The sequence below is a fragment of the Marinicrinis sediminis genome, assembly GCF_042685085.1.
In the GTDB taxonomy this organism is placed as follows: Bacteria; Bacillota; Bacilli; order Paenibacillales; family KCTC-33676; genus Marinicrinis; species Marinicrinis sediminis.
This window is the reverse complement of the sequence record NZ_JBHUMM010000023.1, coordinates 103,233-129,440: the sequence shown is the minus strand read 5'-3', so window position 1 is coordinate 129,440 and position 26,208 is coordinate 103,233. Positions and strand designations below refer to the sequence as shown.

The following is a 26,208-nucleotide window of genomic DNA, read 5'->3' as shown; positions in this document are numbered from 1 at the left end:
AAGGGAGATTCTCGATGAAAAAAGCAATATGTATACTCGGCATGCATAGAAGCGGCACATCAATGTTGATGAGAATACTACATCTGCTAGGACTAGAGATAGGTAGAGATGAAGATATTGTTTCGTATGGAGAAGATAATCCAGAAGGATTTTGGGAACACAGAGGAATTGTCGAAATCCATGAAAAGATATTACAAGAAATGAATCGTGGTTGGGATAGTATAGCACCCATGCAACAGGACTGGTTAAGAAAACCAAGCATTATTGAGTATAAAAAAGAGCTTGTAGAGCTGGTGAAAAAGGAATTTAGTGATGCCATTGTTTGGGGGTGGAAAGATCCACGAACTTGTATATTGTTACCCTTGTGGCAAGAGATATTCGAAATATTAGATATTGACGTTAGTTATGTTATTTCCTTAAGAAATCCGCTTGATGTCGCCAATTCGTTACATAAGAGAAATGAAATAAATAAGGAGTACGGAATTGCATTATGGTATTACTACATGATGAATGTACTGGAGTATACGAAGGGATGTAGGAATAAACCAGTAGAGTATGATGCACTGATAGAAAATACAGAGAGTACTATTAAAGAGCTTGCTGATTTTATTGGACTTAACTACGATGAGGATCGAGTTACTAAAATCATAAACAGTATCAAGCCATCCCTCAGACATAGTAAGTCGTCATATAATGAATTGTTATTGTATACTGACGAGAGAGTAGCATCATTTTACAAAAACACAAAAGACATGTTAGAAGGAAATTCTAGTGAAACATACTGTATTGATAGCTATAATTTTTACACTAGATTATTTCAATTAGAAAAATTGGAAAAAAGAAGTGCCCTGAATGAACAAATAATGACCGAGTTGGAGCAGTTAAGTGAAGAGTCAAAATTAAAAGAGACAGAATTGCTTCAAATAAAAACGGAATCTCAATCTCTACAAATAAAGTTAGAGAACGCAAAGAATGAGATAAAGGATAAGGATATTGAGATAAGTAATATTAAAAAGGAAATATCTAAAAAGAATGAAGATCTAGTTAGAATCAAAACTGAAATGGAAAATAAGCAGTCGGAGATTGCTGAGGCTGGTGAGGAGTTAGATAAAGTAAGAGCTGAACTAGAAACAAATGAAGAAGAAATACGGGATGCCAAAAATGAAATACTGAAGAAAAACATGGAGTTAAAAAAGATAAAGAAAGAGACTAATCACAAAAGTGAAGAGCTAGAAAAAATAGTCACAAGTATAGAACAGACTTATGAAGTGATCGATAATTTAAAGGGAAGTAATACAAATATTACAATGCAGTATGAAGATTTGTTGAAACAAATGAATTTCATTGAAGAAACCGTTAAACGGGCATTGGCTCAATTAATTAACCTTTCTAGAACAAAACTATTTAAGTTAGTGCATCTCAATTATAGAATAAAACACCAGGTTTTTAAAGGGGATATGAATGAGAAGAAAGGCTTCTTCAAATGGCTGTTAAAGCGTCGTAACAAAAATATTTATATTCAGGAACATCGATTCAATCCATTGTATCAGATTATAGATATTCTAGAGGAATGTAATCATTTCAATAATAAAAAGGACATAAGTAAATATATAACTAATGAGACTGATCAAATACCTAAGTTGCAGACAATCGAGCCATTTTCAGATAATCAAATTGTATATCCTAGCTCCCAGTCAGTCGATCTTAAGGGGAGGTACGAGAAGTATGATGTGATTCTACTTTCTATTATTAATTATGATTTTCGCTATCAGAGGCCTCAGCATTTAGCAAATGCATTTGCCCAAGATGGACATAGGGTTTTTTACTTTAACGCAAATTTTCACACACAAGAACAGATTGAAAAAAGTAACGATCAGTTTTTGAAAATATTTAATATTTCAAGCGATGAATATAAAAATATTTATGAGTTAAATCCATTAAGTTCAATAGATGTGTATGATCAAATTGAAAGAATAGTGATTGAGCATGCAATAAGAGATTGTATTGTTGTGGTAGAATACCCGAACTGGGTAATAGGTGCAAAGCTACTAAAGGAAAAATACGGATTTAAAATTGTTACTGATTATTTGGATGATTTTACGGGCTTCAAAGACACTACTAATAAACAACTTAGCAACAATAGTGTAGAACTGTTGAATATCAGTGACAGTATTATAGCAAGTTCAGACTACCTTGCTGAAAAAGCGGGGGAATTTAATAATTGTGTGCAAATTGTTCGAAATGGAACGGAGTATGAGTTCTTTCATAAATCGTTTAGAAGAAAATCGTATGCCCAAAAGAAAAAAGTGGTGGGATACTATGGAGCTGTTGCTCATTGGTTTGATTTTGATAAAGTTGAATATCTGGCACGGAATCTATCGGATGTAGAGATTGTTATTATTGGGAATGTTACAGAAGGATACGATAGGCTAAGTCAACACTCTAATATAAAATTATTAGGTGAGAAACCATATAAACAACTTCCTAAGTATCTTGATAGCTTTGATGTTTGTTTAATTCCGTTCGACACATCGACTAGTCTAATTAAGGCAACCAACCCTGTTAAATTTTACGAGTATTTAAGCGCCAAGAAGAAAGTGGTAGCAACAGAAATTCCTGAGTTGATGCCATATAAAGATAAGTATGTTTATCTCTCCAATAAGAATGAGGAATTTTTGGAGTATGTAAGTATGTGCCTAGAGGGTAGAGATAGCCTAGCATCTGATATCGACTGTGCTGAGTTTGCTAAGGAGAACGATTGGGAACATAGAGGGAAGTTATTTCTAGAATATTCAACAAAGGCATTCCCGAAAGTATCAATTGTTGTGCTCGCCTTCAACCAGCTTGAGTATACAAAACAATGTATAGATAGTATTTTGAATAAAACTGCCTATCCAAATTATGAATTGATTATTGTTGACAACAATTCACAGGATCATACAAAAGAATATTTGAAACAAATCGAACAGCAGCACAGCAAGGTGAAAGTAATTCTTAATAATAGTAATTATGGATTTGCGGGCGGTAATAATATTGGTTTGAAACACGCTGATGGAGATTATTATATCCTGCTCAATAATGATACTGTAGTGACTAGAGGATGGATAACAGGTTTATTGAAGCACTTTGATAATAATCCTGCCCTTGGATTGGTAGGGCCTGTAACTAACTCAATTGGTAATGAAGCTATGATCAATACAGATTATTATTCAATTGAAGAGATGGATGAGTTCGCATATCGATATACCGCACAACATATGGGGCAACTATACGATCATATTAAGGCATTAGCAATGTATTGTTTGGTTATACCTAAGAAAGTATTTGAGCATATTGGATTCTTAGATGAAAATTACAAAGTTGGAATGTTTGAAGATGATGACTATTCTTTTGCAGCATTAAACTATGGTTATGAGATTGCTTGTGCTGAGGACGTATTTATTCATCATTTTGGCAGTGTATCTTTCGATAAACTGGAAAATAAGGAATACCGCAAGATATTTGAAGATAATAAACAGTATTTTGAGGAAAAATGGAAAACAACATGGGTTCCTCATAAATATAGAGATGGAATTCAGTAGGGGGATTCTATGAATATAGTTTATTTCGCCCCCATAAGATGGGATTTCCTCAAGCAGCGTCCACAGCATATTGCCGAGGAATTATCACAATACTATAAGGTTTGTTTTGTAGAACCATCTATTAGTATTATTAACTCACTCGTTTACAAAAACGATGATTACAAGCCAAGAGATTTTAATATTAGTGAGAACCTACGAGTACTGAGACCGAGTGGGAAGTTTAGGTTACCCAAAATATTTGAGCTTGTTGATTTTGTGGGTTTTAATTTAATCTATGAGAAAATTTATCTGAAGGAGATAATGGAACAAGCAGACTTAATATGGCTGGGGAGTCCCATTTTTTACAGCTTAATTGAGAAAACGAAAAAAAGTATTATTTACGATAAAATGGATGAACACGGGAAGTTAGTTGAAAATTATTTAATGAAGCAATTAATCGAAAAAAATGAAAAAAAGCTGCTTAAAAGAGCTGATCTTATATTGGCATCCTCGCGATATCTTTATGAACAGATTCAATTAATTGAAGAGTCAGTGGAGTTAGTGAGAAATGGTTTGGATCAATCGATATGCATGATTGATCCAAATGCCGCTAATAATAGGTTGTCTCATGAAATAAAAAAGATTAAAGAGAATGATAAGAACCTCATATTTGGTTATGTTGGTACGATAGATCATTGGTTTGATTTTAGTGTTATTAAGCAGATAGTCAATCACGATGATAGGAATAAAGTTGTTATAGTTGGACATAATAAACTCCCAGTATTAAACCATCCAAATGTTTTCTACTTTGATGCTGTTCCCAAGGATGAACTGGGTTTGATTATTAAGGAGTTTGACTTTGGTCTATATCCTTTTAAACAAGGGGATTTATTAGACACAATTGACCCGGTAAAAATTTATGATTATTTGAGTTTTAATAAAGCCGTTATTGCTGTCTCAAGTACTGAAACTAGTAGATTTGAGGGAAAAGTTAATTTATATACTAACGATAAAGAATTAAATGATATCCTTAAGAAATCGAGAGAAACTCGTTATCATTATCCATTTACAGAGAGCGAAACAAAGTGTTTCATTAATGAGAATAGTTGGTCTAATAGAACGTCTATAATTATTGACTATATGAAGAAGCATAGAATATTAAATTAGTAATATAGCTTGACTTCCTCAACCCACTATTTATGATTAGCACGAATTAAGCATTTGATAATAAAAGAAGGTGTCCAGAGCGTGAAAACATTTTACTCATGTGTAGTAGATATTAACCCTAGATTTCATTACCAATGCTGGTTGTGGGTTCATTCACTTCTTGAAATGGCGAGCGTCCCGCCCTCTCATATCTGGGTGCAGTATATAGAGGGGGTCGATGAGGCTTTTTTAAGTAAGTTGGGGTCATTAGGGGTTCGGTTAAAAAAAATAGATAAGTTTGGTGATGGTAAGTATTGCAATAAGATTTCACAGTTATCGAATGAAGCATTGATGGAAGCGGATATGATTATCCTAATGGATACTGACATGATTGTTACACAAGATTTCAGTTGCGAGATGGATCCAAATTGTGTGAGCGGTAAAATTGTTGACTTCTCTAATCCTGAAATAAGTATATTGGATAAAATCTTCTCTGCAGCAGGTATTTTCACTGTGTTTGAAAATAGGTTAACGGATCTTGATAAGGGATGGACCTATTCCGCTAACTTTAATGGTGGATTATATGTCATTCCTCGTCATTTCATTAAGCAAATATTTCAGACGTGGAAAAAACGGGCATTGTGGCTCTTGGAACATAAGTTTCTGCATGAAGTGGGCAGGGGTGTACACGTAGATCAAGTTAGCTTCTGTATGGCTATTCATGAACTTAACATTCCTATTGAACATTTAGACAGAAAGTTTAACTATCCTATACACGCAAATTTCACCAAGGATAGTGTTCCTATTGTTTTCCACTATCATGCAGAGTTAAGTACGGTAGGGCTGCTTAATCTCGATCCAAACTCAACAGCTGAGTATAAACAAATGGTGAGGAAAGCAAATTTATTTATTCAGAAGCATTTTGATAATTTAATTTTTTGGAACTACCGTTACAGTGTATTTCCAGAGCTAGGATCTGGGATCGGGAGCAGAGGAGATAATCTACGTACTAAGAGGGATTATTTACAGCGATTAGAAATCGAACATCACAGCGTCCTCGACATCGGTTGCGGTGATCTAGAGTTAATGAAGGATCTAGAGATTAAATCATATGTTGGATTGGATTCCAGTGAAGAAGCGCTAAATATTGCACAACAAACAAGGCCCGGCTGGAAATTTCTTCGAGTGGGAAGTGTGTTAAATAATGAGATTCCCTCTCAGGAATATGTAACCTGCTTCGATGTGTTGATTCATCAGAATAATGCTGAGGATTTCAATAATCTTATTGATTTAATGATCAGTAAAACTAAGAAGAGATTGCTTGTCTCTGGATATTCGAATAAGCAAGAGCATCATGATACCAATCATATGCTGGCATTTCATAAATCTTTACCTCATGTTCTTAGTAACAGTGGTAAATTCGAAAGTGTCATTAAGCTTTTTAAAATTAGCGACACAGATTACTATGCGTGTGACATAGAGTTTGATATGGATTTTTGGAAGGACTTTTTTGCTAAACTGCTAATAGATAAAATACCGGATCTTCAAGAGAAAAAAGTATACTTGCATATTGGAACACCTAAAACAGGGAGCAGTTCTCTTCAGAAGTACTTATTTGAGAATAGGACAACACTAATAAAGCAAGGATTTATATACCCAGAAGATGTGATAGAGAACCGCCATCAAAATTTATTGCAAGCGGTGCTGAATCATGACTGGTTGAGTTTCATGCGATTTTTCGAAAATATAGCTGTTCTTCTAGTTCATTCGGATACAATCTTAGTCTCAAGCGAGGGATTCTATAATTATACCTCTCAGTTTAGTGAAGTCGGGAAATTGTTTTGGCAGGCTATGGCCAAAGTTGTGAACTTAAAGATCATTGTCTACCTTCGTAAACATGATGAGTTCCTGGAGTCCTTTTACAGGCAATGTGTTATTAATCCTAAGGTCGAAAATAGCCGTATCGGAGATCCCATCTATGGCCAGAATTTGTGTATCTCAGACTTTCTGGAACATGAGAGAGTGAAGGCGAATATTGATTATGCGTCTAGTCTGAAGGTATGGTGTCGAATAGCGGGAGAAGAGAACGTAATTGTACGACCATATAAAGCCGATATTATCGGTGACTTTTTGAAAATTGTAAATATAGACGAGTCGGAATTAAAAGGGATTGACAGACAGAATACGAGTCTACCCATTGCTGCAGTGGAGCTAATAAGGAGATGTAATGCGTTTTTAGATGTCAATGCACAGAAAATGCTTGTAGAAGAAGTGAAAAGTGTATTTACAGGTGAACAAGTGAATTCGAATTATGTGAATAAGGAAATAAAACAATCTTTAGAAAAGGAATATAGCGATGGAATGGCATGGGTGGCAAAAAAATGGCCAGCTGTCTCAGACGCTTTATTCGACATAGAAGAAAATGAAGATTTATATGGGAACCAAATGGACCAGAGCTCGGCTTCTAGCACGAATAAAAATTCTAATCGGAATCCTTTAAGAAGAATATTTCGCTTCATACATGATTATCGCATAATTAAGCAATCGGGTCTTTTCGATGAAGAATACTATCAGATTATGAATCCCAATGTGAAAACGTCAGGAAGTAATCGCATTGTTCATTATATTAGACATGGGGTGAAAGAAAAACGCAACCCATCTGAGTATTTTGATACAGATTATTATTTAGCGTGCAACCAAGACGTGCTTCGAGAAGGTTTAAATCCTTTTGTACATTATATCCTTTATGGACAAAAGGAAGGCAGACCACCTTATAATGAACGAGAAGTAAGAAAATTACTCAAAGAAAGCTTGCTTATCTCTACAGAAGCTCCTAACGATATGTCTTCTGAAATCATTCTTGCAGCAGTAGGGAGTGTTGAATTTCCAAGAGAATTTAATAAGGTTGTTCAATCATCTCGGGAATTATTCGGTTGGTACACGAAGCATTTTCCAAGAGTATATGAATATCCATGGCTAATTAATAAACTCAGAGGTTATACAAAGGGAAAGAAAGTTGCTGACTTTGGTGCGGGGCTTTCGCCGCTCCCTGTTTTGCTGGCAGAACAAGAAGCGACTGTCACAACGATTGATAATCATACTCTTTTGAGAAGTGTAAATGAATTATTCGACACTAATGAGTGGGGATATTTTGATTATTCCCAATTAAATCCAAACATCACTTCACTAAATGTAACCATGAATGAAAAAACGTTTCCAGACCATTGTATGGATGTTTGGTATTCAATTAGTGTCATTGAGCATATGCCGTCTTCGATTAGAAGAGAAATTTTATTATATATGAGGAAATCTCTAAAGAAAAATGGACGTTTGCTCCTCACCATTGACCTAGAAAAAAACTCAAATAGGCTGTGGAACTACTCTGAAGGAAAAATGGTTGAAGACGCTCATCTACACGGGACAATGCCTGATATTGAAAACGAGCTTCGGAAGCTGGGCTTTTCCATTATGGAATCTAGATGCATAAGACTGCCTAATAGTGAAAGAGTAGATTTAGGTTTAATTGAAGCAAAACTATCTGGCTAGTGGACAAAAATTATCAATTATGAAAGCGGGATATAGACTATCAGTGAAGGTAGAATTGGATATGAGCGATGAAATCAAAGAGTGTCATTGGATTTGCAATAGAGAGCATAGGGTGGATATATTATTATCCACCTATAACGGAGCTAAATACTTGCCAGAGCTTCTTGAGTCCATTCTAATGCAGACCTATCAGGGCTGGAGATTGCTTATCCGGGATGATGGTTCCACTGATGGAACCACGGGTATAGTTAACGATTTTTGTAAACAATATTCGGAAAAGGTATTGTATCTACAAGATGAAGAGAATACGTTAGGACCTAGTCAAAGCTTCTCTAGATTAATGAACAGCTCTGATGCCAAGTATATCTTGTTTTGTGATCAGGATGATGTGTGGTTAAATAATAAAGTGGAGCTGACATTAGAGAAGATGCTCCAGCTTGAAAACGAAGCTCCTAATCAACCACTATTGCTTCATACTGATTTGATGGTCGTAAATGAAAAATTACATTTATTATCCAATTCGTTTTTGAAATATCAGAAATTGAATCCGGAATTAAGCGAGCTTCATCAAATTCTCATACAAAATGTGGTTACGGGCTGTACGTTGATGATTAACAGACCGCTGAAACTGCGGGCACATCCGATTCCAAATCAAGCAATTATGCATGATTGGTGGCTCGCCTTGACAGCAAGTATTTTCGGCAGGATATATTATATTAATTGTCCCACTATTTTATATCGACAGCACGGGAGGAATAGTGTTGGGGCGAAGAAGTATGGGATAAAATTATTTATGACGAAGTTTAGGAACGCAAGCGAGTCGATAAAACGAACGCTTGCTCAGGGCAAATGTTTGTCTAAGAGATTTGGAGGGAAACTAAATGAGGGTCAAATAAAGTGTATAGAAAACTATATATATCTTCCTCAGAAAAGCAGAGTTGCTAGAATGAGATTACTATATAAATATGGCTTCAAAAAACATGGTTTTTTACGTAACCTTGGGTTTATCATAACGATTCTATTATGGAAGCGGAGCAAATAAATTAGGGGAGGCGTCCTTGTGAAGGGCATCATTTTAGCAGGTGGAAGTGGGACAAGACTGTACCCGATAACAAAGGCAATTTCCAAACAGTTGACTCCCATATACGACAAACCAATGATCTACTATCCTTTATCTGTATTGATGCTTGCGGGGATTACAGAAATTTTAATTATCTCCACACCTCGAGACCTCCCTTTGTTCGAGGATCTGTTTGGTGATGGAGAGCAGTATGGACTGAAGTTCTCCTATGCTGTGCAAAATAATCCCAATGGATTAGCGGAAGCATTTATCATCGGAGCGGATTTTATCGGTGATGATTCCTGCGCGCTGGTACTTGGAGACAATATTTTTCAAGGTCATGGTTTGACCGGCATGCTTCAGGAGGCTGCACGCAGAGAGCATGGAGCTACGATCTTCGGCTATCACGTGATAAATCCTACTGCGTATGGGGTAGTTGAATTTGATGAGAACGGGAAGGCGATTTCCCTGGAAGAGAAACCGAATCAACCGAAATCCGACTACGCGATTCCAGGGCTCTACTTCTATGATAAGACCGTCGTGGACAAGGCAAGAAAAGTGCAGCCATCCGGCAGAGGGGAATTAGAAATCACCGATTTGAATCGCATGTATTTGGAAGAGGGTACACTTCATGTATGCAATATGGGAAGAGGCATGGCATGGCTGGATACGGGTACACATGATCATTTGCTTGACGCGTCCAATTTTGTTGCGGCTGTACAGAAAAGACAGGGGCTTTATATTGCTTGCATTGAGGAAATAGCTTTCCGAATGGGATATATCACAAAAAAAGAATTGCTCAATCTTGTTGGCCCGTTGGAGAAAACAGCCTATGGTCAGTATTTAAAGGCATTAGCTGGAGATACAGAGCTTGAGAGGATCAGCAATGACTATTATGAGATCACAGCTGCAAAAGGAATGGATGAGGTGTGATGCATGACAAAGTTTAAAAGAATTGAAACAGGTATCGACGGACTGGTTGTCATTGAGCCGACCGTATTTGGGGACCATCGCGGCTTTTTCATGGAAGCTTATAATAAGGAAGATTTTGAGGAGATCGGTCTCCATGTGGAATTTGTCCAAGATAATCACTCTAAATCCAAGAAAGGCGTATTGCGGGGATTGCACTTTCAAACCAAGAACCCACAAGGCAAGCTCGTGAGAGTAACAAGAGGGAGTGTATGGGATGCAGCGGTAGATCTGAGAGAAGGCAGCCCCACTTATGGAAATTGGCGTGGCGTCCTTTTATCTGAAGCAAATAAACGTATGTTCTATGTGCCGGATGGCTTTGCTCACGGCTTCTTGACATTAGAGGATGATACGGAATTTCTGTATAAATGCACTGACTATTACCGCCCTGATTATGACGCAGGGATTACATATCGTGATCCGGAAATTGGCATTAATTGGCCGCTCGAGCAGTATGATCTCACTGAAGAAGAGTTGCGATTATCTCATAAAGACAAGCAATTGCCAACTCTTGCTCAGTTGATAGAGCAGAAGAAGGAGAAACGTCATTGATATTACTAACAGGAGCAAATGGACAACTTGGCCGCGATTTTCAGCAGTTGTTCGTAGACAACAACATCCCCTTTATACCGACTCATTATAAGGCTTTTGATGGATATATGACCCTCGATGTTACGGATATAGCGGAGGCTGAGCGAATAGTAAGAGAATATCCTGTTACGCACATCATAAACTGTGCGGCATATAACAATGTCGATCTGGCAGAAGAAGAATCAGATCGAGCATTTCTGTTGAACAGAGAAGTCCCCAGGCAGTTAGCTCGTCTTGCCGAGAGCACGAAAACTGTGTTCGTCACCTTTTCCACTGATTTTGTTTTTGATGGAACAACCGAGAAGCCATATGTGGAAACCGACCCAACAGATCCGCTTAACGTGTACGGACAATCCAAGCTGGCAGGTGAGCAAGCTGTATTGAGCAGCTATGATCGAGTATTTGTTATTCGCACTTCGTGGGTATTTGGGATTGGTAATCATAACTTCAACAAATCTGTCCTGAATTGGTCCAAGAGCAGGAGAGAGTTAATCGTGGTGGATGATCAAGTATCGGTTCCAACCTATTCCAAGGATCTGGCTGCTTTTTCTTGGGATTTGATCCAATCGGATGCATACGGGCTATATCATCTCTCCAATCAGGGAGAGGCCAGCAAGTATGACCAGGCCAAATATGTACTTGAGCAAATTGGGTGGCAGGGCATCATTCAACGCGGTAAAACAGATGACTTCAAGCTCCCTGCTAAGCGGGCGCCATACAGCAAATTGAACAGTACGAAAGCAGAAAATAGGATCGGCAGGAGAATGCCGCACTGGCAGGATGCCGTTGTTCGGTTTCTGGAAGAAATGAAACAAAGGGGGGAATGGATATGAAACGTTACCTGGTAACAGGCGGAGCCGGCTTTATTGGAGCCAACTTTGTAAAGTACATGCTCGCCAAGTATACGGCAGGAATTCGAATCGTGATTGTAGACAAGCTGACGTATGCAGGGAATCTGAGCACGATTCAGGATGAGCTCAACGATCCCAGAGTTACCTTTATTAAAGGGGATACTCAGGATCAAGGATGCATCGCTGAAATTTTCAAACAGCATGAGATCGACTATGTCGTCAATTTTGCTGCGGAGTCCCATGTGGATCGATCCATTGCGAATCCTCAAGTATTTTTAGAAACGAACATACGGGGTACACAGAATCTTCTGGAAGCGGCGAAATCTGCATGGACAGCAGGCAAAGAAAAAGACGGTTATCCCGTATACCGCGAAGGTGTCAAGTTTCTGCAGGTATCGACAGACGAAGTATATGGGTCGCTTGCCAAAACTTTTGATGAAGCCCGCGAGCTTGTGCTGCATGATGCTGAAATGAAGCGGCTAGTCAAGGATCGTGTGAGCATGAAGACCTATGGGGACCAGTTCTTCACAGAACAAACTGCGCTTGACCCAAGAAGTCCATACTCGGCCTCCAAAGCCAGCGCAGATTTTTTTGTGCAGGCATATGCGGAAACCTATCGTTTGCCAGTTAATATTACACGGTGTAGCAATAACTACGGTCCTTATCATTTTCCGGAGAAGCTGATTCCGCTTATGATCCAAAATGTGCTGGAGGGCAAACCGCTGCCTGTATACGGAGAAGGAAAGAATGTGCGGGACTGGCTGTATGTCGAAGACCATGCCAAAGCGATTGACCTGGTACTCCATAAAGGGAGGAGCGGGGAGGTCTATAATGTTGGCGGATTTAATGAAGAAGAGAATATTCAGATTGTAAGACGGATCATTGACACTATTTCTGACATTATGATGCGGGAACCGAAATATCAGACGTTGCTCAAAACGGACCTTAACCACATCAATCATAGCTTGATTTCTTATGTACAGGATCGATTGGGACATGACTTGCGCTATGCCATTGACCCGACCAAAATAACCACCGAATTAGGATGGTATCCAGAGACACCGTTCGAGCTGGGTATCGAGAAAACCATTCGTTGGTATTTGGACAATCAGGATTGGGTGAATGAAATCGTAAGTGGAGAATATACAAATTATGACGAGCGGATGTATCAGAAATAGACACAATGCGCAGGAGTATGTGTGAAGAATCAAGATGAAGGAGAGGGAACCGTGGACCTGAGTATTATTGTGGTGAATTACAATACCTGTGAAATGACGATGAAAACACTGGAGTCTGTGACACAGTCAGAGACCGAATACCAGTATGAAGTGCTGCTCGTCGATAATGCGTCCTCGGATCAGTCCGTTCCTCGGATTCAGGCGGCCTTCCCTAATTTCACTGTCATAGCCAACAAGCAGAATTTAGGCTTTGCCAAAGCTAATAATATAGGGATTGAGAGGGCGTGTGGAACATATATTTTGCTGCTCAATTCTGACGTGGTGATTCAGCCAGATACCCTGCAGATTATGGTAGCATTTATGGAAAACCACCCTGGAGCGGGAGCGTCTGGCTGTAAAGTCATACTGCCGGACGGCAAGCTGGATCAAGCGTGCCATCGCGGCTTCCCCACTCCGTTTGCTTCTTTGACTTACATGTTGAAGCTGGATCGCTTATTTCCGAATCGACATAGCTTTGGACGCTATCATCTATCTTTCCTGGATTTAGATTCGACGCATTCCGTAGACGCGCTGGTAGGAGCGTTTATGTTAGTGAGACGCTCAGTTATTGAACAAGCAGGCTTGCTGGACGAGGATTATTTCATGTATGGAGAGGATCTGGACTGGTGTTATCAGATCCAGCAAGCAGGATGGGAAATCTGCTATCATCCTGCCACACAAGTCGTGCATTACAAAGGCGCCAGCTCTAAAAAGAAACGTTATAAGCTTATTTGGGAGTTTCACCGCGCCATGCTGTTATTCTACAAAAAAAATATGGCCCGGAAGTATTCCTTTCCTGTCACAGCTGCCGTCTATACAGCGATCATCCTGAAATGTGCCCTGTCGATGGCAGGCAACCTGTTCAAGATACCTAAAAAATCAGTTTCATAGAGTTGTCAAACATCGACTTCGTATATCAGGAAAGTATAAAAACTATTGATTTAAACGACAAAAAATGTTCTGATTAATGAAGAGCGAATAAGGCAGGAGAATCCGTCTCCAGCTAGCTGTGAAAGGGAGGGATGCTCATGATCAGGCAGAGCTCACGATTTCTGTCTCAAATTTATGCTTTAGTCGATTTCATAGCCATTCAGTTTATATTCTTGCTCGCATGGTGGCTCAAATTCAAAAGCGGCTTCCTGTTTTTCGAGAATCCTCTTCCGTTTTCGGTGTACTTCGCATGGTCGGTGGTATACGGGATTATCGCAGTGGTAACGGGTTTTTTAGTGGATTTTTATTTGCCCAAGCGCAAGAGAAGATTCTCATATGAGCTATATAAAATTATCCAGGTTCATGTGCTAAGCTTCCTGGTTCTACTCAGCCTTTTGTTTTTTGTTAAGCAACTCAACCTGTCCAGGCAGTTTCTGGGGATGTTTTTGACAGGCAATATACTCATTATTACCATCTATCGATATGTCCTCAAAGTCATGCTGCGCAGGGCCAGGGTGAAAGGCTACAACAAACAGTTTGTGTTGATTCTGGGGGCAGGCTCGCTAGGCAAGCGCTTTTATCACAACCTCAGCAAATTTCCGGAGCTTGGTTATGAAGTGGTCGGCTTTCTGGACGATTACGCTGTGCGCTTAGAGGAGCAAGGATATCCAAGCCTGTTGGGCAAAGTGGATGAGCTGTCAACGATTATTGAAGAAGAGTTGATAGATGAAGTAGTGGTGGCGCTTCCGCTAGAAGCTCATTATAAGTACGGGCAAATTATCGAAATATGTGAAAAATCAGGCGTCAAGGTATTGATTATTCCTGACTATTATGATTATTTACCCGCCAGGCCATATTTTACTAATTTCGCTGGCATCCCCTTAATTAGTGTGCGGGATATTCCGCTAGATGAATTGAAAAATCGGTTTCTCAAGCGAGCCTTCGATATCGGATTTAGTCTGGCTGCCATCATCGTCACACTGCCGCTTCTCATCATGATCGCAATAGGTGTGAAGACGACCTCAAGGGGATCGGTGTTCTTTAGACAGGAGAGAGTCGGGCATAATCGAAGGAAATTCCATATGCTTAAATTTCGCACCATGAAAATCCAAACCGAGCTTCACTCTGATACGAAATGGACGGTGGAGAACGATCCGCGCGTAACCAGGTTTGGCACTCTTTTAAGAAAAACCAGTCTTGATGAATTGCCGCAGTTTTTCAATGTATTGCTTGGCAATATGAGTGTAGTTGGCCCTAGACCTGAGAGACCGTACTTTGTGGATCAGTTTAAGGAAGAAATACCGAAGTATATGGTGAAGCATCAGATCAGACCGGGGATTACGGGTTGGGCGCAAAGCAATGGCTTTCGCGGGGATACCTCTATTGAAGAAAGAATACAGTATGATTTGTTTTATATTGAAAATTGGTCCTTCCTGTTTGACGTACGAATTATATGTAAAACCATACGCAATGGCTTTCGGAATCGAAATGCATATTGAAGGTAGAACAGAAAAGGGGTTTCAGCATGAAAATAGAGTTCAAAAATATTGTATGGCACCAAAATCAGGTTTCGAGAGAGGACCGGCACCAGTTGAATCAGCATAAAAGCTGTGTGGTCTGGTTCACGGGTTTGTCTGGCGCTGGGAAATCAACACTGTCTACTGCACTAGAAAAAAGATTGTATCAGCACGGGATTCGTTCTTATGTGCTAGATGGCGATAACGTACGCCACGGGCTAAACAATAATTTGGGATTTACACCTGAAGATCGCAAGGAGAATATTAGACGGATCGGGGAAGTTTCCAAGCTGTTTGTTGAAGCAGGTTTGTTTGCATTGTCTGCCTTTATTTCTCCTTATAGAGAAGACAGGGAAATGGTTCGGGAGCGATTCAGTCCAAATGAATTTGTCGAGGTGTATGTCAAATGCTCGCTCGATGAATGTGAGAGGCGTGATCCGAAGGGGCTGTACCAGAAAGCCCGCAGGGGAGAAATTAACCATTTTACCGGCATTTCAGCGCCCTATGAAGAACCGGTGGAACCAGAGTTGATCATAGAGACAGATCGATGCACGGTAGAGGAAGCAATTCATCAAATCATGGACTACCTGCGTATAAAAAACCTCATACCCAGTGAGCCTGGAGGGGGACATGATGTCAGCAATTGAACAGAAAGAAATAATAGATATTGCCAAAAAGGCAGGAGAGGCAATCCTGGACATATACGGAGAAAGAGACTTTCAAATTGAATCAAAGAGAGATCAATCTCCCCTCACGATTGCAGATAAAGCCTCGCATGAAATTATTGCGGAAAGTCTTTCGATAAAATATCCTCATATTCCAATTCTGTCAGAAGAAGGGAACAACATCTCTTATGAGGAAAGAAGTAATTGGAATACCTTTTGGCTTGTAGATCCCCTTGATGGCACCAAAGAATTTATAAAGCGAAATGGGGATTTCACAGTCAATATTGCGCTTGTTGACAAGGGCTATCCGGTATTGGGAGTCATCTATGTGCCGGTGACAAATGTGACCTATGCGGCGGAAGAGGGGAAAGGCGCTTATCGGTGGAATGAAAAAGGAGAGCCTGTTCGAATTCGTACGAAGCAGCCAGAGGAACAGAAGAAATGGATACTAGTAGAAAGCCGCTCCCACCCTTCTCCAGAATTAGAGGCGTATATGAATGAGCTATCAGAACAGCATGTAACGTTTACTCGTATCCAGCGAGGGAGCTCCTTAAAATTCTGTGCAGTAGCAGAAGGACAAGCCCACATGTATCCTCGTCTTGGGCCCACGATGGAGTGGGATACCGCATCTGGACAAATCATTGTAGAGGAAGCAGGAGGTACCGTTAAAGATTTACAGGGAAACCGTTTTCTCTATAATAAACGTTCATTAGTGAACGACCACTTTATTGTCAATTATCAATAGATCGCTTCAGGAGAGAGAGGCATAAACCTATGAAAAAGAGAGGCTTGTTCGTCATCCCTATCATCCTTGCCTTTACCGCAGGCGCATATGCCAAGGAAGGCCTGGATAAAATAGAAGCTTATTTGCGACCTGATTTTACGATTCAAGTCAATGGCAAGAAGGTGGAATTGCAGGAGCCGCCTCTCGTTTATCAAAATCGAACCTATTTGCCTATCTCCAGAATTGGAGAGCTTCTTCATTCGGATGTAGTTTGGGAAGGTTCGACCAAAACCATTTATGTCTCCAATATGACCTCTGCACCGCCCACTTCCATCCCGGATATGACCGAATACGAAACGATCGAGGCCTCCTATTTTCAAGGAATGGTGACCTCTTTTTCCGGGAGACAGTATCCCGTTCTAACCATGCATGATATGCAGTATGAAATGTACGTCCGTGCTACCGATCTGGAGAGGCTAGGCGTGGATATCGAGGGGTTACAGCTCGTAAAGGAAAGCAAGACAGAACAATGGTATGTGCGCTACGCTGAAGCAAAAACCTTGATGACCTCGTTAGATTTGCAATACCCTATGCAATCCGGGCCGTTGGTATCGGGAGAATTCAACTCGGAGAAAATCAAACTGCTACAGAATTACAGACCACTCGCCGTTATTGAAGTGCGGCAGCCCGACGGCAGTATTCGATACGAACAACAGCCAGGCTTTGGTACCATCTACTATATTGATCGCGTCCAAAATGAGGAAAATATGTACATTGCTTTTCTCCAATCAGGAATGAGATACTATACATTAAAGATCGAGCTGGCTCAAAGAGAAAACTCGGACGGGCAACTCGAATGGTATGTGAACAGTTCTCAATCGATTATGATTCGAGATGAGTCTAACACCCAAACCCGGTAAATACATCACGTCAGGCTTATGGGGATGAGTGAGGTGGAGGTTTCTATGAATTTAACGGCTGTGATCATGGCAGGCGGAAAAGGCGAGCGGTTTTGGCCCAAGAGTCGAACCCGTTTACCCAAACAGTTTCTAAATATCTCGGGTCAGAAATCGATGATTCAACAGACAACGGAACGACTGAGCAAACTGCTGGATATATCTCGAATTTTCGTCGTAACCAACGAAATGTATGCCGAATTGATTCGCATACAAATTCCGCATTTGCCCAAAGAAAACCTCATCATTGAGCCAGTTGGGCGAGATACAGCACCTTGTGTAGGTCTTGCGGCACTGATCATTGAACAGAAATATCCGGACAGCATTATGGTCGTATTGCCCTCGGATCACATTATTGATAAAAAAGATCAATTCATTGATATTATTGAGACTGCTGCAAGAAAGGCGCAATCCGGTCCTTTTCTCGTCACGCTCGGCATTACTCCCACCTATCCAGAAACCGGATACGGATACATAGAGAGCAGTCTGGAAGTAGAAGAACATCAAGAGATTGAGATTCATAGAGTCAAGCAGTTTGTTGAGAAGCCTGACAAAGAAACAGCAGAGTCTTATGTCCAGAAAGGCCATTTTTTCTGGAATAGTGGCATCTTCATTTGGCGTACCGCCGTCATTCGCAGCTATATCCAGCAGTTGATGCCTGAAGTGCATGAAGTCCTGCAATCGATGAAAATCGCCATCTCTGAGGGGAATAAATCTACGGCATCTATCGTTCAAGCTGAATTCAAGAGAATGCCCTCTCAGTCTATTGACTATGGCATCATGGAGAAGGCACCTCATATCTTTGTCATTCCTTATGATCATGGGTGGGATGACGTCGGCAGTTGGACGGCGCTAGAAAGAATCAATGATACAGATGAAAATGGGAACGTCATGAAAGGCAATCATATTCTCAGTGTGGATACAAAACGATGCATTATTGAAGGTAACGGCAAGCTGATCGCCACACTAGGCATCGAAGATCTGATTGTCATCGATACCGAAGACGTTACGTTAATCTGTACAAAAGAGAAAGCCCAGGACATTAAATCCTTACTCAAGGAACTGCGCAATCAGAAAATGGACAAGTATTTGTAGATAGGAGCGCAACTATCAGCCGATAGAAGACGTCTCATTGGATAGAGCTTGTTTATTCCTTATGATGGAGGGAATTCGTTTGAAAAAGGTGATTGGAAAAACCGTAATCGGAGCTGTGTTAATCGGTATGGGTGTATGGATCGGGTCCTCCAACATTATTTCCAAGGCAGAAGGCAGCGCACAGACACCAGGGTCTGTCAATGATCCCTTGGTTACAAAAGGCTATGTGGATACACAAGTTGAAAAACTCGTGCAAGACCAAGTGGATGAAATCGTCAAAAAAATGGGACAAGGTGGAGGAGGATCTGCGTCACTGGAAATTATCACCTTACAGCCTGGTGAGACACTTTATGCAGGAGAAGGAACGGAGTTTACGCTTCGTGTTGGCAAGGCAAAAGCCGTGAGCAATGATACCAATGGCATTCCCGATGTTACAGAGGGGCAAAATATTGAAAAGGGTTCTGTCATCCCCCGGGATCATTTATTGTTATTTCCAAGAGAAGGCCGTGGTATTCGCGCCGATGAAGGAGACAAGAATCAGGTTATCGTCATGGTGGTAGGTAGCTACTTGCATCTGGACGCATCAGGTAATCCAAAGTAGAGCCATCATGTTGACCGGGGTAAAGCTCTGCACATAAAACTGCAGAGCTTTTTTTATTTGCAATAAATTATGAATATACATCTTCATTCTCCCGTTTGCAATTCGCACTCATTCATCTCATTCACTTAACTGGCATTCATTTGAGGTGGTGCCAGCATTTAAACCGATTATTTGCTTGTCGATCATCCCACCCTAAGATCAAGCATCTTAATATGCTTGTCATTCCACCAATCGATAGGAGATGAATCCCATGGCAAATGCAAAGGTGGTTCCCGATTGCGCGCAAGCGCTGTATGATTTGAAATACGAAATCGCTGCTGAGTTAGGTCTTCCTGTTCACAAACCACAACCCAAATCGGTCTCTGATTATTCTTCTGAATTCGCAGATGAATTGGGTACTCATTCTGGGTATTCGGCAGGAAGCATGACGCCACGTATGCAAAAAGATCATTGGGGGCATTTAACCGCTCGAGATGCAGGAGCGGTAGGAGGAACCATTACCGCCAGACTGATCCAACGCGCGCAAGAAAGCTTGCTTTGAATGAGTAATAACGCGGGTTTCAGGATGTTTTCATCGCATTGACAGTGCTCGACATTTCATATAAACTGTTGATTTGAAGGCAATGCACGTGGAGACGTCAACCTTTTCCAGCTGGAAAAGGTTCGTTTTTTGTTTAGACATCGAAGATTTACATAAAATAAAAACCGTACAGGTATAGGAGGTTAAAATAATGGCTTTACCACGCAGTCGCCGTTTATTTACATCAGAGTCTGTAACTGAAGGACATCCGGATAAAATCTGTGATCAAATCTCTGATGCCGTATTGGATGCATTTTTGAAAAATGATCCAAATGCACGTGTGGCCTGTGAAGTCTCCGTAACGACCGGATTGGTACTTGTTGCAGGAGAGATCACAAGCAAGTCTGCTTACGTCGACATCCCGTCGATTGTTCGCAATACGGTTAAAGAAATCGGATATGTTCGTGCCAAGTATGGTTTTGATTATCAGACTTGTGCCGTGCTTACATCTATAGATGAGCAGTCACCGGAGATTGGGAATGCGGTTACGACGGCACTTGAGGCGCGTGAAGGAAAAATGTCTGATGCCCAAATTGAAGCGATCGGAGCTGGTGACCAAGGTCTCATGTTCGGTTTCGCAGTCAACGAGACACCAGAGCTAATGCCTCTTCCGATCTCGCTTGCGCATCGACTGGCTCGCCGAATCACAGAAGCACGCAAAGAAGGAATTGTCGAATACCTGCGTCCAGATGCAAAAACACAGGTTACAATTGAATATGATGAGCACGACAAACCAGTGCGTGTAGATACAATTGTTATCTCTACTCAACACCATGAGGGGATTTCCCTTGATCAGATCAAGAAAGATATGATCGAGCAGGTGATTCGTCCAATCGTACCGGAAGAATTGATTGACGAGAACACCAAATATTTCATTAACCCGTCAGGCAGCTTTATCGTCGGTGGTCCTCAAGGGGATGCAGGCTTAACAGGCCGCAAGATTATTGTCGACACTTACGGCGGATATGCTCGTCACGGAGGCGGAGCATTCTCGGGCAAGGATCCTACAAAAGTAGACCGTTCTGGCGCTTATGCAGCTCGATATGTGGCCAAGAACATCATAGCCGCTGGGCTTGCCGAGAAGTGTGAAGTGCAGGTTGCTTACGCCATTGGTGTTGCACAGCCTGTCAGCATCAGCGTTGATACTTTTGGTACCGGAAAAGTGAGTGAAGAGAAACTTGTTGAGCTGGTTGGCCATCACTTCGATCTTCGTCCTGCCGGCATCATTAAGATGCTTGACCTTCGCCGTCCGATTTACCAGCAAACGGCTGCATATGGTCATTTTGGCCGCAACGATCTTGACCTCCCTTGGGAGCGTACAGACAAGGCTGAAGCACTAAAAGCAGACGCGGGAGTTTAATAACCGCATCACTCAAATTTTTCTTATCAGAGACATGTCCAGTTCAAATGGGCATGTCTTTTTATTCGTATTTCTCTTTTTGTTAATGTCCTGTCTAGCAAAAGAGTGGTGGCTCTGTGGTAAACTGTATAAAACGGCGAAAGGAATTGGCCTGGGTGGATCATAAACTTAGTGTACAAGTGAAGGACAAGTATATATTTATCATATTAACGGTGTATTTTTGGGTCGGAATTTGGTCGAAGGGGTATTATGAACCCATGCCATATATCGTTGCAGGTAGTTTGTTGGGGATAAGCCTTTTCAGTATAGTCTCTTATTACCTGATAAGAATAAAACTTCACCTATTTCACTTTCTCTTGTTGCTATGGATGACAAGCTACTGGGTGAGTGTGATTTTCGCACTGGATCGACATAGCGCCGTCTTGGAAGCGCTAAAGATTACATTTTATTTGCCCATGATCATGCTCTTTAGTCTTTTAACGCCCGTCTATCGAAGACGCCTTTTTTATCAATGGCCCTGGTTAGGCGCTGTGTTTGTGCTGTGGGGATTTTTATTTGGGCTAATGCGGGATCATCGATTGGAATCAACGCTAGAGTATGCAAATGCTTTGGCTATTTTGTTATTATCCAGCCTTATGATCAGCATGTATCAATGGATTCGTACAAAAAGATGGAGAGATGGGCTGCTTATTCTGTGGAACGGATTCGGTTTATACTGGACATCATCGCGTGGAGTCTGGTTGATTTTATGTCTTCTGTTGGTTGCATGGCTCATCATCGACTATTCCAACTTGCGTAAACGGAAACCAGTTGTCCTGCTTACGAGCTTGCCGGTTATGATTCTTGCGATTAGTGTGCTCTATCAAAATTGGTTTGGGGCTCGTCTAAGACAAAGTTTCACTGCTAATCATGAATGGTCTACTCGCTGGAGCTATTGGCAGGATGGATGGCGTATGATCCAGGACAATTGGCTGTGGGGTGTGGGTGCGGATGGATGGATATCCTTGCAGCCTGATTGGTATTATGTCAAATACCTACATCATTTTTATTTGCAGACGTGGATTGACGCAGGTCTGCTTGCGATATTGAGTTTCGTTGCGTTAATTACAATCCCACTTGTCCATGTCCTATCAGGATGGTGGAGAAGACTACGTAAACAGGTAGAAAACAAGCATGAAGCTTCGGATCTATTTAACTCCTGTTTGTCGCTTATTTCGCTGGGATTCTTGATGCATGCCTGGATGGACCTGCCGCTTGCTTATCCCTTATTGATGATGATGCTCCTTATGTGTTTATATGAATTAACATTAGAGAACGAAGTATCGTGGCGCAAGAAAAAATAACAGCGAGATACCATTCATAAAATCAGTTTCATTTGTATCCGCCATTCAGTGAATGCTGTTGAAATTGAACAGATACAGAATGAAAATCTCAATTCTCGTAAAAATGGCATATGTTATAAAAAGAAGTAGAATGTGCATGTGAATTGTGTATAATAGGAAATACGACGCATGTAACATGGATTAGTCATTTTGTGACAACGTGTTTATATGTGGAACAGAAGAACACTAACCTAGGAGGAGAACAGATTGCGAAGGATATTAAATGTAAAGAAACTAAGTGCAGCGTTATCCGTATTGCTATTGCTTACGCTCGCTATGCCGATCCTTACCTTGGCGGTTGAGAAAGTTAAGTTATATTACGATAGCCATACCGGACAAATTCACGGTGCGATCTATCAGGACATTTATCGTGATTCAGGAGTACCGAGTGTCAGTTATCTGGTTAATGGAGAACAAAATGAGATTCATGATCTCAGTTTGACTCCGGAAGAGTTAGGAAAAGAAGCATTCTATACAGTCTCAGGCACGGTATACGATAAGACACTTGTTGATCAGTATGGAATAGATGCGTTTATTGTTGAGGATTTACAAGATCAACGAACCGTCTTGAATTCCAGTGTTACCGAAAATGTTTATACATATAACCATGACCCTCAGCCCGCACCGCCTCAACTATCAGATACACATGACATTTATACTGATCATATTCGCGTATTTTGGGAAGAGTCACCGGAGTTTGATCTCGCTGGTTATCATGTGTACGTCAATGGAGAAAAAGTAGCGGATACGATTCAAAACTTGGATTATCGATATTACGGGATTGAGCAGGGACAATGGTATTATTTTGAAATTACTGCCATTGATTATGGCGGTAATGAATCGGAGCCATCTGATTTATCTATTTTTATCAGTAATGAATTTGAATCGGTAGATTTTCATATGGATGGATATGATGCCGGCCATCAGCTTCAGCCTGGAGAGAAACTTATTACATTCACAGCTTCTATCTCGACTTTAGATGAGAGAGATTTCGGTTCTAGCATCACGATGTGGATGCCTTGTGAGAATCAGATAGACTGCACAATTATCAACAACAGCATTACTGCGGATGATCTTGTAATTGAAGATCAGAATGGAAGTCAATATGAAATTATAGAACTGCGTATCGGGGACAACATGATTACGCTTAGGATAGATGATGAAATCACTGCAGGTACTACTTACTCGGTAAAAATGTCAGAAGTGAGTGAAGGTAATGAGATTACCCTTCCATTACAAGCGAGCCAGAAATATTTTATTGCAATCATCGTACAGGATATAAGTTCAAATGGAGTTTTTTACGCGACAGATTACCTATACAACTTCATTACAATCGGAAACCCTGCTCCATTGCATCCGTCCCTGCTGTCTGGAGAATATCAGGCTATTGATAGACCATTGATAGGGATGGTTATGGAGTGGATAGGCTCAGGTGAGGAAGACATCAGTGGATACCATGTCTACGTCAATGATGAAAGAGTGGCAGAGGGAATTCAAGAAGGTTATTTTGACTTCAGCACCGTCCCGATTATTAAAGGCGAAAAAAATAAAATCCAAGTGTCTGCAGTGGATGAAGCGGGTCAGGAATCTGAAAAAAGTGGTATTCAGTACTTATATGGAGCAGGAAACTTTCAGGAGCTTCAGATTAGTGAGCATATGAGAAAAAACCAATATCAGCTTCATAAAGGTGATGAAATTGTACGTTTCGTACCTTCTGTACAAACGTTCGGTGGATCGAGAGTACAAATTGAACTGCCATACAGCGATGACGATTCTACTCAAATCGATTCAGAATTCACAGCAGATGATCTTACTTTGACAGATCAATTCGGAAATGAATATACGATGGTCCATTTTTATTACTCTACAACGGAAGAGGGTTTGAGTTACTTTTCATTTGATACCACGACAGAATTGGAAGTTGGAGTTGAATATACTTTAGTGATGTCTGAGGATTCAAGTGGTTCTGAGATCATATTGCCAGCCAGTGAAGGTCATGATTATACAATGAAGGTAGCGATATCTGAATATGTGGTCTACCCTACTCACACTTATCTGACTGACTATAGGAAGATCAACAATATCTCCATCCAACCTGAAACTTCCACAGGTGGTGGTGGAGGAGGAGGTACTGGAGTCTTCATCCCTCCAGTAGTTAATGAGGAGAAAGAGCAAGAAAAGGAAGAAGGCACGAATCTGGTCAAGGAAGACAGTCTTCAAACGGATGATCAGGGGAAAGTAAAAGTGAGCCTTGGAAAGGGAGACAAGAAAGTCTTGCTTCCGGCGGCAGCAAAAAGCCTGAATAAAAACAGCAAACTGTCCTTCGAAGGCGATGAATTCGCTGCAGATATACCGGGAGAAGTACTGGAAGAACTGCAGGGAATGGTGACGGAAGAAGAGCTGCAGGATGCACAAATCAGCTTTTCGTTCGAACCTGTGGCAGAAGAACAGACGCAAGCATTGCTTAAAGATAAACAGAACAGCCATACCCAAATCAAGGCGGCAGGAGATGTCTATGAGCTGAACCTGTCCATTCTGACAAAAACAGGCCAGGAAAAGAAATTGTCTACCTTCTCGAAACCGATTACCATCAAGCTAAAGGCCAAGCCTGGAGCGAATAAAGATGTAGCAGGCGTCTACTACATCGGTGATGATGGAGAACTGGAGTATGTAGGCGGCAAGTGGGAAGGGAATACCTTAGTGGTTGAAGTGAATCATTTCAGCAAGTACGCAGTACTGGAATTAAACAAGCAGTTTACGGACGTGGAGGGACACTGGGCCCAAAAGGTGATTCAATCCATGGCAGCCAAACAGATCATTTCCGGCAAAAGTGAAGATCGCTTTGCGCCAAACGAGCAAGTTACCCGTGCCGAGTTCGTATCCTTGCTGGTCAGAGCTTTGGGCTTGAAGAGTGAGAGCAAAGGTTCCTCCTTCACAGATGTAGCGGAGGGAGCATGGTACGCAGGATCGGTAGAAGCAGCTGTCCAGGCTGGCATTGTGACGGGGACATCGACGAGTACCTTTACTCCGGATGCGAACATCACACGTCAGGAAATGGCGATTATGCTGCTTCGTGCCTATGAAAAACGGACGGGCCACACCTCTGTGTCAGCAGCGGAGCTGACATTTGACGATGTGAACCAAATCAGTTCATGGGCTACAGAAAGTGTACAAACCATTGTTTCACTCGGTCTGATGAATGGTCACAGTGAACAGCACTTTAACCCGCAAGGGCATGCAACGCGAGCCGAGAGCGCGCAAGTAGTCTACAATCTGCTTCAATAACACATTTTAGCCATGCCGTCAGTTCAACAACTGGCGGCATTTATTTTTGAAAAGGAACATACAAGAACACGTATTCATAATGACATATGCATGCCACCTCCATATGTCACAGCTATACTTTGTAGACAAAGGCAGATCAATGATATGATGGATACAAAGGCAACTTGAGAAGG

19 protein-coding genes are annotated in these 26,208 nt (G+C 41.0%); all 19 read left to right on the top strand.

Going from position 1 to position 26,208, the window contains the following annotated elements; genetic code table 11:
• Window positions 1-14: 14 nt before the first annotated feature.
• The 19 genes from ACFSUC_RS10430 to ACFSUC_RS10340 all read left to right on the top strand — a co-directional run bounded on the left by ACFSUC_RS10430 (window position 15) and on the right by ACFSUC_RS10340 (window position 26,035).
• The gene (locus ACFSUC_RS10430) at window positions 15-3,581 is read left to right on the top strand and encodes a glycosyltransferase (RefSeq protein WP_379929508.1); all 3,567 of its coding nucleotides are present in this window, start codon (window positions 15-17) and stop codon (window positions 3,579-3,581) included.
• Window positions 3,582-3,590: 9 nt separating this feature from the next.
• Window positions 3,591-4,727: a hypothetical protein gene (locus tag ACFSUC_RS10425; protein ID WP_379929506.1), complete on the top strand. Its 1,137-nt coding sequence runs from the start codon at window positions 3,591-3,593 to the stop codon at window positions 4,725-4,727.
• A gap of 81 nt (window positions 4,728-4,808) precedes the next feature.
• Window positions 4,809-8,252: a hypothetical protein gene (locus ACFSUC_RS10420; protein ID WP_379929505.1), complete on the top strand. Its 3,444-nt coding sequence runs from the start codon at window positions 4,809-4,811 to the stop codon at window positions 8,250-8,252.
• 61 nt (window positions 8,253-8,313) lie between these two features.
• Window positions 8,314-9,294 carry a glycosyltransferase family 2 protein gene (locus ACFSUC_RS10415; RefSeq protein WP_379929503.1) on the top strand — a complete coding sequence of 327 codons (981 nt, stop codon included), beginning with the start codon at window positions 8,314-8,316 and terminating at the stop codon, window positions 9,292-9,294.
• An 18-nt stretch (window positions 9,295-9,312) separates the two neighbouring features.
• A complete protein-coding gene (gene rfbA / locus ACFSUC_RS10410; RefSeq protein ID WP_379929502.1) occupies window positions 9,313-10,245 on the top strand; it encodes a glucose-1-phosphate thymidylyltransferase RfbA in 933 nt (310 codons plus the stop codon).
• Window positions 10,246-10,248: 3 nt separating this feature from the next.
• Complete coding sequence (gene rfbC, locus ACFSUC_RS10405; RefSeq protein ID WP_379929500.1) at window positions 10,249-10,833, top strand: dTDP-4-dehydrorhamnose 3,5-epimerase; 585 nt, start codon at window positions 10,249-10,251, stop codon at window positions 10,831-10,833.
• Window positions 10,830-11,705 carry a dTDP-4-dehydrorhamnose reductase gene (gene rfbD, locus ACFSUC_RS10400; protein ID WP_379929499.1) on the top strand — a complete coding sequence of 292 codons (876 nt, stop codon included), beginning with the start codon at window positions 10,830-10,832 and terminating at the stop codon, window positions 11,703-11,705. Before rfbC ends, rfbD begins: the two co-directional genes overlap by 4 nt.
• Window positions 11,702-12,901 (top strand): dTDP-glucose 4,6-dehydratase, encoded by a 1,200-nt coding sequence (locus ACFSUC_RS10395; protein WP_379929498.1) that lies wholly within the window; start codon window positions 11,702-11,704, stop codon window positions 12,899-12,901. Before rfbD ends, ACFSUC_RS10395 begins: the two co-directional genes overlap by 4 nt.
• A 51-nt stretch (window positions 12,902-12,952) precedes the next feature.
• On the top strand, window positions 12,953-13,831 hold the full coding sequence (locus ACFSUC_RS10390) for a glycosyltransferase family 2 protein (RefSeq protein ID WP_379929497.1): 879 nt from the start codon (window positions 12,953-12,955) through the stop codon (window positions 13,829-13,831).
• A 137-nt stretch (window positions 13,832-13,968) separates the two neighbouring features.
• Window positions 13,969-15,369, top strand: a complete 1,401-nt coding sequence (locus ACFSUC_RS10385) for an undecaprenyl-phosphate glucose phosphotransferase (RefSeq protein WP_379929496.1) — start codon at window positions 13,969-13,971, stop codon at window positions 15,367-15,369.
• Between the two features lie 26 nt (window positions 15,370-15,395).
• Window positions 15,396-16,034, top strand: coding sequence for an adenylyl-sulfate kinase (gene cysC, locus ACFSUC_RS10380; protein WP_379929495.1), 639 nt, complete (start codon window positions 15,396-15,398; stop codon window positions 16,032-16,034).
• Window positions 16,021-16,797 carry a 3'(2'),5'-bisphosphate nucleotidase CysQ gene (cysQ, locus tag ACFSUC_RS10375; protein WP_379929494.1) on the top strand — a complete coding sequence of 259 codons (777 nt, stop codon included), beginning with the start codon at window positions 16,021-16,023 and terminating at the stop codon, window positions 16,795-16,797. Before cysC ends, cysQ begins: the two co-directional genes overlap by 14 nt.
• A gap of 29 nt (window positions 16,798-16,826) precedes the next feature.
• Window positions 16,827-17,696 (top strand): stalk domain-containing protein, encoded by an 870-nt coding sequence (locus tag ACFSUC_RS10370; protein WP_379929493.1) that lies wholly within the window; start codon window positions 16,827-16,829, stop codon window positions 17,694-17,696.
• Between the two features lie 45 nt (window positions 17,697-17,741).
• On the top strand, window positions 17,742-18,827 hold the full coding sequence (locus tag ACFSUC_RS10365; RefSeq protein WP_379929492.1) for a mannose-1-phosphate guanylyltransferase: 1,086 nt from the start codon (window positions 17,742-17,744) through the stop codon (window positions 18,825-18,827).
• Window positions 18,828-18,906: 79 nt separating this feature from the next.
• Window positions 18,907-19,428, top strand: a complete 522-nt coding sequence (locus ACFSUC_RS10360) for a hypothetical protein (RefSeq protein WP_379929491.1) — start codon at window positions 18,907-18,909, stop codon at window positions 19,426-19,428.
• A gap of 250 nt (window positions 19,429-19,678) precedes the next feature.
• The gene (locus ACFSUC_RS10355) at window positions 19,679-19,969 is read left to right on the top strand and encodes a small, acid-soluble spore protein, alpha/beta type (RefSeq protein WP_379929490.1); all 291 of its coding nucleotides are present in this window, start codon (window positions 19,679-19,681) and stop codon (window positions 19,967-19,969) included.
• A gap of 190 nt (window positions 19,970-20,159) precedes the next feature.
• Complete coding sequence (gene metK / locus ACFSUC_RS10350) at window positions 20,160-21,368, top strand: methionine adenosyltransferase (RefSeq protein ID WP_379929489.1); 1,209 nt, start codon at window positions 20,160-20,162, stop codon at window positions 21,366-21,368.
• Between the two features lie 257 nt (window positions 21,369-21,625).
• Window positions 21,626-22,711, top strand: a complete 1,086-nt coding sequence (locus tag ACFSUC_RS10345) for an O-antigen ligase family protein (protein ID WP_379929488.1) — start codon at window positions 21,626-21,628, stop codon at window positions 22,709-22,711.
• Window positions 22,712-23,041: 330 nt separating this feature from the next.
• The gene (locus ACFSUC_RS10340) at window positions 23,042-26,035 is read left to right on the top strand and encodes an S-layer homology domain-containing protein (protein WP_379929487.1); all 2,994 of its coding nucleotides are present in this window, start codon (window positions 23,042-23,044) and stop codon (window positions 26,033-26,035) included.
• Window positions 26,036-26,208 lie beyond the last annotated feature (173 nt).